Genomic DNA, 10,636 nt, shown 5'->3' with positions numbered 1-10,636 from the left:
GGATCGGCACCACCATCGCAAAAGGGATGGCGCTTGCGGGAAAAGACGGCATTAGACGGCCGTCTTTTCCCGCAAGCGCCGTCCGATGTGGAGCTACCCCACTATTTAGGTGCCCACATGATGAGGCGGGCCACAGCTCATCACCCTAGGTGCACTAAATGGATAGCCAACTTAAAAAAACAGCCATTGCTGCCCTAGCGTCTGGGGTGGGGCGGCGTCTGGGGTGGGGCTAGAGGCTGAAGGCTGTGCCGCCGGTTGCGCTGTGCTTGGCACGGAGCGCTGAGGGATCATCGATGGGGCCGGTGGCGACGGTCAGCTTGGTGAAGTCCAGCTTTTCGTCCCGGATGCAGACCTTGATGTTGGCCACGGCGCGGGCTGCATCGGGGGCCACAATGTAGATGTTCAGCTTGCCGAGACCGTGCGGGGCCGGCCCGAACTCGTACTTCTCCAGGATGCCGCTGCCGCGCCAGGCCAGGTGCGCGGTGAGGCTGTCCTTGGCCCGGCTTGCCAGGTGCTTGTCGCGGTCGGAGACACGTGAGCTCTTCAACGCGAACTGGGCAACGACCAACGACTGCTGGCTGCGCTCAAGCACAGCGAAGCCGTCCTCGAGGCACTGAGCTGTGAACGCTGCCAGCATGGCCTCGGCTTCTTCGAGGGTGGCTACCGGGGCATCCTTGGAGGTGCTGATGTGGCCCACCGTGCCGTGGTTGACTACGAAGAACACCCCCTCGTTCTCGCCGTCGCCCTCGCCATCCGTCTCCCCGGCTCCCCCAGCGTCAACCCACGCTTCACGGAAAATCAGTTGACCGGCGTCGTCCTTCTTATACATGCGCACAATGTTCGGGTCCAGGCCCGCCAAGATGGTTTCTGTGTGCTGTTCTGAACTGTGCTGTTCGGTACTGTTGTGCTCGCTCATGCTGTTTGCAGCGTCCTTCCAAGGGTGAACCAGGCCGCGTCGCGGCCGTCGAATGGGGCGTGACCGGCGGCCACGGCTTCGCTGAGCGCCTGGCAGGCGGCCTCGATGCGGTCGCAGATCTCCTGCGGGTAAGAGAATTTCACGGCGTGTTGGGCAAACTCGTCCCGGTCGTCAACGAACAAGCCGCGGTCCTTGGTGCGGACAACGTCCAGATCCATGTCAATCATGTGGAACTCCACCACGTCCGGGCGGATGCGGTGCCACTGCAGGTCCAGGGCCAGATCGATGTACAGCTCCACCCCGTGTGGATGGGCTGCGTCAAAGAACGTTGCCACCCAATCGCCGGTGTGCGGGATCAAGAAGATGGCATCCGATTCGGTGTACAGGGCCGCACCGGGCCGCGAAATGAACTCATGCGTGCCCTGGAAGACCCAATGACCGTGCTGATCCGTGCCGAGGTGACGCCCGGGAACAACCCAGTGGGCACCGCCGTCGTACTTGCGATTGCGGGCCACCACCAGATCGCCGGGCTGCGGCAGATCCACCCCACCCTGCTGCTCAACCGCTGCCTCCTGCGCAGCTATCACAGGATCGGCATCTGCCCTGTGCGCGGGGCGGGCTGGCCGGGTAGGGGCCGGGCGAAGGGAACCTTGGTGCCAAGGACCTGTTCGACGACGTCCTGGGCCACCCGCTGTGCCGTCAGCCCCACACGTTCGAGCACCTCGCCACGCGTACCGTGCGCGAGGAATTCCACGGGGAGGCCAACCTCGTTCAGCGCCGTATCGATGCCGGCAGCACGCAGTTCCTGACGGATCCGTGAGCCGACACCACCGGCGCGCACACCGTCTTCGACGACGATGACGATGCGGTGCTGTGAGGCCAGCTGAACAATTGAACGCGGCACGGGCAGGACCCAGCGTGGATCCACCACTGTGGAGCTGATGCCTTGGGCACCAATACGGTTGGCGACATCCAGCGAGAGTTCGCTCATGGCGCCGACGCTGACAATCAGCACATCGGTCTGCGGGTCCGCACCGGCACCAGGCATGTCGTGCGCAGAGCGGGCCAGGACGTCAACGCCGTCGTACAAACGCTCGAGAGCCACAATCTCCGGGCCCACCTGGCCCTTGGAGTAGCGCACAACGCTAGGCGCATCAGCGATGGCGACAGCTTCGCGGAGTTCCTCGCGCAGACGTTCGGCATCGCGCGGGGCGGCCAAGTGCAGGCCGGGGACGATCTGCAACATGGACAAATCCCACATGCCGTGGTGGCTGGGACCATCCGGGCCGGTCACGCCGGCCCGGTCCAGGACGATGGTGACGCCGGCCTTGTGCAGGGCAACGTCCATGAGCAGCTGATCGAAGGCACGGTTGAGGAACGTGGCGTAAATGGCCACGACCGGATGCATGCCACCGAAGGCCATACCTGCCGCCATAGTCACTGCGTGCTGTTCGGCGATGCCGACGTCGATGACGCGTTCGGGGTACTTTGCGGCAAACCCAGCCAGACCCATGGGGAGCAACATGGCGCCGGTAATGGCCACAATGTCGTCGCGTTCCTGCGCGATCTTGGTGATTTCCTCACCAAAAACACTTGTCCACGACTTGCCGCTGGCCGCTGCCACAGCACTACCCGTTTCGGGGTTGATGACTCCCACAGCGTGGAACTGATCGTCTTCGTCGGCGCGGGCAGGTGCGTAGCCGCGGCCCTTTTCCGTGAACGCGTGCACAATGACTGGTCCGCCATAGTTTTTGGCCAACTGCAGGGCAGCCTCCATGGCCTTTTCGTCGTGGCCGTCAACCGGACCAACATACTTCATGCCGAGGTCGTCAAAAAGTCCCTGGGGTGCCCACCAGTCTTTGACGCCCTTCTTCGCGGCGTGCAAACTCTTGTAGACAAAGCGTCCGGCAGCGTTGCCGTCTTGGAGTCGCTTCTTGCCCCAGTACATGGAAGCTTCGTACTTCTTATGAGTGCGCACGTGGTCAATGGCAGGGCGCAGCGAGGCCAGATAGTCTGCAACGCCACCCACTGTTGGGGCGTAGGACCGGCCGTTGTCGTTCACGACAATGACAACTTTGCGGTCTTTGTCGGCGGCGATGTTGTTGATGGCTTCCCAGGTCATGCCGCCGGTCAGGGCGCCGTCGCCAATGACTGCCACAACGTAGCGGTCATTTTCGCCACGGAGCTGATGAGCCCGGGCAATGCCGTCGGCCCAAGACAGAGATGAGGATGCGTGTGAGCTTTGCACGATGTCGTGCTCGGATTCTGCACGTTCCGGATATCCGGAGAGGCCACCCTGCTGGCGCAAAGTGGAGAAATTCTGGCGACCCGTCACCAATTTGTGCACATAGGACTGGTGCCCGGTATCGAAAACGATACTGTCCCGCGGAGAGTCAAAGATTCTGTGGATAGCCAGCGTCAGTTCAACAACACCCAAGTTGGGGCCCAGATGGCCACCTGTCTGGGACACATTTGCGATGAGGAAGTCCCTGATTTCTTGGGCCAGCTCCTCCATTTGGCGTTCACTGAGCCGGCTCAGATCACGCGGGTGCGTGATGGATTCTAAAAGTCCCATGGGTACCTCCTGGTGCACGGTCAACGTCTAACAATATCGTGTCTACGGCAATAACCTAGTCCACGCCTAACAAAAAATGCCGCCGTTTCCGCTTTCGCTATGGTCAAACCATGGCGTAAAGCGGAAACGGCGGCATTTCTCACCAGCAACAAGCTATACAGTGATCAACCCCACTGGACTGAGCCCTGCAGAGCAAGTGGCAGGGACCAGTTAGGCCGCTGCGGAGATCTGGCGCAGTACGTACTGCAGGATGCCACCGTTACGGTAGTAGTCTGCTTCACCGGGGGTGTCGATGCGCAGAACGGCATCGAAGCTCACGGTGGTGCCGTCTTCTGCAACAGCGGTGACCTTGAGCGTCTTGGGCGTGGTGCCGTTGTTCAGCTCGGTGACGCCTTCGACGGAGAACGTCTCGGTGCCGGTGAGACCCAGTGATTCGGCATTGGCGCCGGCCGGGTACTGCAGGGGCAAGACGCCCATGCCGATGAGGTTGGAGCGGTGGATGCGCTCGTAGCTCTCGGCGACAACTGCCTTCACACCCAGCAATGCGGTGCCCTTGGCAGCCCAGTCACGGGATGAGCCGGAGCCGTATTCCTTACCTGCCAAGATGACCAGCGGGGTGCCGGCAGCCTGGTAGTTGACGGAGGCATCGTAGACGTATGCCTGCGGGCCGCCAGCCTGGGTGAAGTCGCGGGTGAAGCCACCTTCAACGTTGTCCAGGATCTGGTTGCGGATACGGATGTTCGCGAACGTTCCGCGAATCATGACCTCGTGGTTTCCACGGCGTGAACCGTAGGAGTTGAAGTCCTTGCGCTCCACACCGTTAGCCAGCAAGTACTGGCCTGCCGGGGTTTCGGACTTGAAGGAACCGGCAGGGCTGATGTGGTCGGTGGTGACCGAATCGCCGAGCTTGAGCAAGACGCGTGCACCGGCAATGTCCTCCACCGGATCAGCTTCTGCCTTCATCCCATCGAAGTACGGGGGCTTACGAACGTAGGTGGACTTGGGATCCCACTCGAAGACGTTGCCTTCGGGAGTTTCCAGAGCCTTCCAGCGATCGTCGCCATCGAAGATGGTGGCGTAGGAGTTGGTGAACATCTCGCGGTCGATCGAGGCGTCCATAACTTCCTGGACCTCAACCGGGTTCGGCCAAATGTCTGCAAGGAAGACGTCGTTGCCGTCGGCATCCTGGCCCAGCGCATCGGTGTCGAAGTCGAAGTCCATGGAACCAGCCAGGGCGTAAGCGATGACCAGCGGCGGTGAGGCCAGGTAGTTCATCTTCACGTCCGGGTTGATGCGGCCTTCGAAGTTACGGTTACCGGAGAGCACTGCTGTCACGGACAGGTCGTTTTCAGCAATGGCTGCTGAAACTTCGCTGTCCAAGGGGCCGGAGTTACCGATGCAGGTAGCGCAGCCGTAACCAACCGTGTAGAAGCCCAGCTTTTCCAGGAACGGAACCAGCCCTGACTTCTCGTAGTAGTCGGTGACAACCTTGGAGCCCGGAGCCACGGAGGTCTTGACCCACGGCTTGGACAACAGACCCTTGTTGACGGCGTTGCGAGCCAAAACGGCTGCAGCGAGCATCACGGAAGGGTTGGAGGTGTTGGTGCACGAGGTGATCGAGGCAATCGAGACTGCACCGTGATCGAGCTCGAACTCAACGCCTGATTCGTTCTTGACGTGAATCGGAGCGCTCTGGCGGCCGTTGGCACCTGCTGCTGCAGAAACGAGCACGCGCTCGGTATCGTGCTGGTGCGTGTCCGGGTGAGTGAACGACGGGGCGTCGGAGGCCGGGAAGGATTCTTCCAGGGACTCGTCCACCGTGTTGCCATCAGCGTTTGCATCAGCGGCAACATAGTTGTTCAAGTCAGAGCGGAACTGTGCCTTGGAGTTGGTCAGTTCAATGCGGTCCTGCGGGCGCTTCGGGCCTGAGATGGAAGGAACCACCGTGGACAGGTCCAGCTCGAGGTACTCGGAGAACTGGATCTCGACCGTTGGATCGTGCCAGAGGCCCTGCTCCTTGGCGTAAGCCTCAACCAGTGCCAGCTGCTCTTCGGAACGGCCAGTCAAACGCAGGTAGTCAACGGTGACGTCATCGATCGGGAACATGGCAGCCGTGGAGCCGAACTCCGGGCTCATGTTACCGATGGTGGCGCGGTTAGCCAACGGCACAGCCGCAACGCCTTCGCCGTAGAACTCCACGAACTTACCAACGACGCCGTGCTTACGCAGCTGCTCGGTGATGGTCAAAACCACGTCCGTGGCGGTTGCGCCGGCCGGGATTTCACCGGTCAGCTTGAAGCCCACAACGCGCGGGATCAACATGGAGACGGGCTGTCCCAGCATGGCTGCTTCGGCTTCGATGCCGCCAACGCCCCAACCCAACACGCCCAGGCCGTTGACCATGGTGGTGTGTGAGTCGGTGCCAACCAGGGTGTCCGGGTAGGCGCGCAGAACGCCGTCGACCTCGCGGGTCATGACGGTGCGGGCCAAGTACTCGATGTTAACCTGGTGGACAATGCCCATGCCCGGGGGAACTACCTTGAAATCTTCAAAGGCGGTCTGGCCCCAACGCAGGAACTGGTAACGCTCACCGTTGCGCTGGTACTCAATCTCCATGTTGCGCTCAACGGCATCTGAGTTACCGAAGACGTCAATCTGCACCGAGTGGTCAATAACCATTTCGGCCGGAGCCAACGGGTTGACCCTGGTGGGGTCTCCGCCGAGGTCCTTGACAGCCTCACGCATGGTGGCCAGGTCAACGATGCAGGGGACTCCTGTGAAGTCCTGCATGATGACACGGGCCGGGGTGAACTGGATTTCGGTGTCGGGCTCCGCACTCGGATCCCAACCTGCCAACGCACGTACGTGGTCGGCTGTAATGTTCGCACCATCTTCGGTGCGCAAAAGGTTCTCCAGCAATACCTTGAGGCTGAACGGCAGGCTCTTGGCGCCTTCTACCGAGTTCAGTCGGAAAATCTCGTATTCGGTCCCGGCTACATTAAGTACGCCTTTGGAACCGAAGCTGTCCACATTAGTCATCGATGGACTCCTCTCGCCACTGCTTTTATCTTCGTCACGCACGGGACAGGATGCCAGTTAGGCACGCCTTACTCACGTTCGGAAACCGCTCCGCGCTTCTTAAGAAAGCGGTAGAGCAGTTCGATCGCGACGCATCCTGCTGCTGTTACCGCAATCGTAGCCGCTAACAGCCCGCCACTGGGGATATCAAGGGCAAAGAAGGTGCGGGCGAACGGCACTGCCATGACTAATACGAGCCCCACCACCATGGCCGTAACCAACAGTGCCCGCCACTTATCGAAGGGCCGAGCCAAGGCACCCAGCACCCACAATGCCACCAGCAACACCGTCATGGTGACAGCCGTCTGCGCCTCTCGAATCAAGTGTTCCCCGCTCAAAGACGGGTTCGGGAAGGTCAACGCATAGGAGTACACGGCCATGATGCAGGCGGCCACAATGGTTCCAGAGGGGATCGCGAACATCAGTGTTCTGCGTAAGAATCCTGGTTGGTAGCGGCGCGCATTGGGCAGCAGTGCTAGGAAAAAGGCTGGAATGCCAATGGTCATGGAGCTCACAATGGAGAGTTGTCGAGGCAGGAACGGATAGCGCCACATCAGGATGCCAATGACCACGGAAATGATGATGGCGTACGTGGTTTTGGTGAGGAACAAGTTTGCCACGCGCTCCACATTGGCGATCACGCGCCGCCCCTCGGCCACCACCGACGGCAGGTGGCTGAACTGGCCATCGAGCAGCACCAGCCGGGACACGGCCTTCGTCGCTGCGGCACCGCTGCCCATCGCAATACCAATGTCGGCGTGCTTGAGCGCCAGTGCGTCATTGACGCCGTCGCCGGTCATCGCCACCACGTGGTCACGGCTCTGCAAGGCCTGCACAATGGACTTTTTCTGCTCCGGCGTGACCCGGCCAAGAACGTTCTCGCGCTCCAGCACATCTGCCATGGCCTCGAGGTCATCTGGCAGTTCACGCGCGTCATATCCGTCGCCGTCGAAGCTGAAACCGACGTCGCGGGCCACGGCGGCCACGGTCCGAGGGTTGTCGCCGGAGATGATTTTCAGTTCCACTCCCTGCTGGCGGAAGTACTCCAACGTAGCGCCGGCATCCGGGCGGACCCGCTCACGGAACACCAGCAGGGCTACCGGGTTCAGGCCGGCCAAGCTAAATTCTGCGTCCGACGCCGGATCGCCCACCTTCGCGGTCACCTCGCGGTGGGCGAGGATCACGGCTCGCAAGCCCTTCCCTGACGCTTCGTAGGAGGCCGCCAACGCCTCGGGGTGACTTCCCTCGGCGAGAACTACTTCTGGGGCGCCCAGCACCCAGTCGCCGGCCGCAGGTCCCGCCCCAAAAGTGACGGCGCTATATTTGCGGGCACTACTGAAGTGCACCTCGGAATACGGCAGCTGATCCGGGGGCGAGGTGTAGGCGCTGACCAGGGCAGCAGCCGTGGCATTGGCATTGGGATGAGCGCCCTGCCAGGCAAGGACCAATTCCCATCCCGGAACGGGCGAAAACAATGTGGTGTCCGCCAACTCCATGCGGCCTTCGGTCAGGGTTCCGGTCTTGTCCAAGCAGACCATGTCCACCCGGGCCAGCCCTTCAACGGCTGGCAGCTCTTGGACCAGAACTTGTTTGCGGGCCAAGGTCACGGCGGCCATGCCGAAGGAGATGCTGGTCAAGAGCACCAGCCCTTCAGGGATCATGGCGACAATGCTGGCCACGGCACTGACCACAGCGATGCGCCAGTCCCCCGTGGCAATGGCCGCCCGCCAGCCTCCATGTGCGCTCATCTGCCCGTTGATGACCAACAGAATGATGGGGATCAGCGCCCAGGCAATGTACAAGATGATGCGGTTGATGGAGTTGCGAATCTCGGAATTGACCAGCGAGAAACGCCGAGCCTCGGCGGTCAGCGCGGACGCGTACGACTCCGCCCCCACCGCATGAACCCGCGCACTGCCGTAGCCAGCGACCACGGCAGAACCCGAAAGTGCCGCATCCCCCAAGGACTTCGTGACGGGATCGGACTCCCCCGTCAGCAGTGACTCATCAATTTCCAGTGCCTCGGACGCCAAAATAGTGGCGTCGGCCGGCACCTGATCCCCCGTGCGCAATAACAGCACGTCGTCATGAACCACCTCGGCCACGGCAAGCTCGGCCTCGGCCCCATCCCGCAACACCCGGGCCCGCGGAGCATGCAGCACCGCGAGCTTGTCCAGGGTGCGTTTGGCCCGGTATTCCTGCACCACGCCAATGGCCGCATTGGCCACCACAATGAACCCAAACAGCGCATCGCGTGGGTCACCCACCACCAACACCAGCACTAGGCAACTGCCCAGCACCGTGTTGAACAAGGTGAAAACGTTGGCCCGCACAATGGCCCAAATACTGCGGCTGCTCTCGTGAGCCACCACATTCGTCAGTTCCGCAGCACGGCGTTCTTGCACCTGTGCGGCCGTGAGTCCACGTGCGGCCAGCCGTGTGGCGTCCACCGGCGCCAGAGCACCACGTGCCGCAGCCATGGCCGCCCGGCGATGCGCCTCCCGCCGCTCCGCTAGAAGGGTGTCCTTGGGCTTATTGCGAGTGAGATCGCGCCGAGGCGGCCGTACCTTATGTGCCGTTTGGTTCAAGACCGTTCCTAGTCCGTTCCTAGTCTGTTCCTAGTTCTGGCGGGGTGCCGTTGCTGTTGCGCTTGCAACTGCGGGCACTAAAAGGGCCACCGTTTCCACATGGTGCGTGTGCGGGTACAGATCGAAGGCGCGCAGCTTCTCAATCTGCCAACCGGCGTTGGCGAAGTACTTCACATCTCGAGCGAACGCGGCCGGATCGCAAGAAACATAGGCGATCGCCTTGGGCGCGGTGGCTACCAAGGCCCGGACAACAGCCTTACCGGCGCCTGCGCGCGGCGGATCAAGCACGACGGCGTCAAAACGGCGCCGCTGTCCGGCCTCGGTGTGCGATGCCCGCGGTTGGGTACCGAGGATCTTCTCCACCCGGCCCTGAAGGATCTCCACCTGTTCACTGGCGTGCAGGTTCTTGCGTGCATCGCGGCTGGTGCCCGGGGATCCTTCCACCGAGAGGACGCTGCCGTCGGTGCCCACGGCGTCAGCCAGCGGGGCGGTGAACAAGCCAGCGCCTGCGTAGAGGTCAGCCACGTCGGCGCCGTCGTTGAGGTAACCGCCCTGCAGCAAGTAACCCAGGGCTGCATCCGTCAAGACCTTGGGGGCATTGCGGTGAATCTGCCAGAAGCCGTCACCGGTGACACGGAACTCGTGATCGTCGGTTGTTTCCTTGACCCAGCCGCGGCCACTGACCACTTCAATGGCGCTGTTTTCCGGGTTCCAGCGGGCTACCGAGGGAGGTGTCGGCAGTGCCGCCAAGGAGCGTGCAATGCGCTTGACGGCGCTGCCGGCCGCCTTATCGCTGAGTCCGTGAACCGGTGCCAGCAGCACCAGAACGCCGGAGCCGTTGGCGGGGGCGGCCACCTCAACGCGGTCAATGCCAGTAAAGTCCAGTTCCCACAGGCGCAGCTCATTGATGGCTGGAAGCGCCAGCGGCATTTCCGTGATGGGAAGAATGGTGTGCGAGCGGTGGGCGTGCATGCCCAATTTGCCGGACGGGGTGACGGCGAAACCAACGCGTGTGCGCCAGCCCAGGCCTGCCTGCTGATCAGCGGTGCCCTTGGAATCAACATCCTCAACGCCAACGCTGAACAAGGCGTCCACGGAGTCGCTGGAAAGGCCTCCCAAACGTTCGAGCTGTTCACGCACCACTGCGGTCTTCAGCTCCAGCTGACCCTGACGGGAAATGTGACCGAACTCGGCGCCGCCGATCGGCGCACCGTGGCGGGCTCCGGCGCGCAACGCGTCCGCTTCGGGCCAAAAGTGCTCCACGCGTTCGGGCGAGGCTTCCACGACGCGAGTAACATCGGCGCGCCAAAACTTGGCGTCGTCGTCGTGCTCGGTCAGGGAAATCTCCACGGTCTCGCCGGGGATGGCGTGGCGCACAAAAATGACGCGGCCCTCATGCCGGGCAACGCAATGGCCGCCGTGGGCCACGGGACCTACTGTGACGGTGAGGCGGGTGGTACTGGTGGGCTCGCTCATAAG

At 62.0% G+C, this 10,636-nt stretch carries 6 protein-coding genes; all 6 read right to left on the bottom strand.

What is annotated here, in order from left to right:
* Window positions 1-229: 229 nt before the first annotated feature.
* Window positions 230-916, bottom strand: coding sequence for a hypothetical protein (locus AB0O97_RS11545; protein ID WP_363882645.1), 687 nt, complete (start codon window positions 914-916; stop codon window positions 230-232).
* Window positions 913-1,503: a DUF402 domain-containing protein gene (locus AB0O97_RS11540; protein ID WP_363882643.1), complete on the bottom strand. Its 591-nt coding sequence runs from the start codon at window positions 1,501-1,503 to the stop codon at window positions 913-915. Before AB0O97_RS11540 ends, AB0O97_RS11545 begins: the two co-directional genes overlap by 4 nt.
* On the bottom strand, window positions 1,500-3,491 hold the full coding sequence (dxs, locus tag AB0O97_RS11535) for a 1-deoxy-D-xylulose-5-phosphate synthase (protein WP_363882641.1): 1,992 nt from the start codon (window positions 3,489-3,491) through the stop codon (window positions 1,500-1,502). Before dxs ends, AB0O97_RS11540 begins: the two co-directional genes overlap by 4 nt.
* A 210-nt stretch (window positions 3,492-3,701) precedes the next feature.
* Window positions 3,702-6,530: an aconitate hydratase gene (locus tag AB0O97_RS11530; RefSeq protein WP_363882638.1), complete on the bottom strand. Its 2,829-nt coding sequence runs from the start codon at window positions 6,528-6,530 to the stop codon at window positions 3,702-3,704.
* A 68-nt stretch (window positions 6,531-6,598) separates the two neighbouring features.
* Window positions 6,599-9,157 (bottom strand): HAD-IC family P-type ATPase, encoded by a 2,559-nt coding sequence (locus AB0O97_RS11525; RefSeq protein WP_363882635.1) that lies wholly within the window; start codon window positions 9,155-9,157, stop codon window positions 6,599-6,601.
* 30 nt (window positions 9,158-9,187) lie between these two features.
* Window positions 9,188-10,633: a TRAM domain-containing protein gene (locus tag AB0O97_RS11520; protein WP_363882632.1), complete on the bottom strand. Its 1,446-nt coding sequence runs from the start codon at window positions 10,631-10,633 to the stop codon at window positions 9,188-9,190.
* Window positions 10,634-10,636 lie beyond the last annotated feature (3 nt).

It is taken from the genome of Specibacter sp. NPDC078692, assembly GCF_040686835.1.
Taxonomy (GTDB): Bacteria; Actinomycetota; Actinomycetes; order Actinomycetales; family Micrococcaceae; genus Specibacter.
This window is presented reverse-complemented; position numbering and strand designations above follow the sequence as displayed.

Coding starts and splice junctions, on each gene's coding strand:
- AB0O97_RS11545 (WP_363882645.1), bottom strand. CDS start 916: ATGAGCGAGCACAACAGTACCGAACAGCACAGTTCAGAACAGCACACA.
- dxs (WP_363882641.1), bottom strand. CDS start 3,491: ATGGGACTTTTAGAATCCATCACGCACCCGCGTGATCTGAGCCGGCTC.
- AB0O97_RS11530 (WP_363882638.1), bottom strand. CDS start 6,530: ATGACTAATGTGGACAGCTTCGGTTCCAAAGGCGTACTTAATGTAGCC.
- AB0O97_RS11520 (WP_363882632.1), bottom strand. CDS start 10,633: ATGAGCGAGCCCACCAGTACCACCCGCCTCACCGTCACAGTAGGTCCC.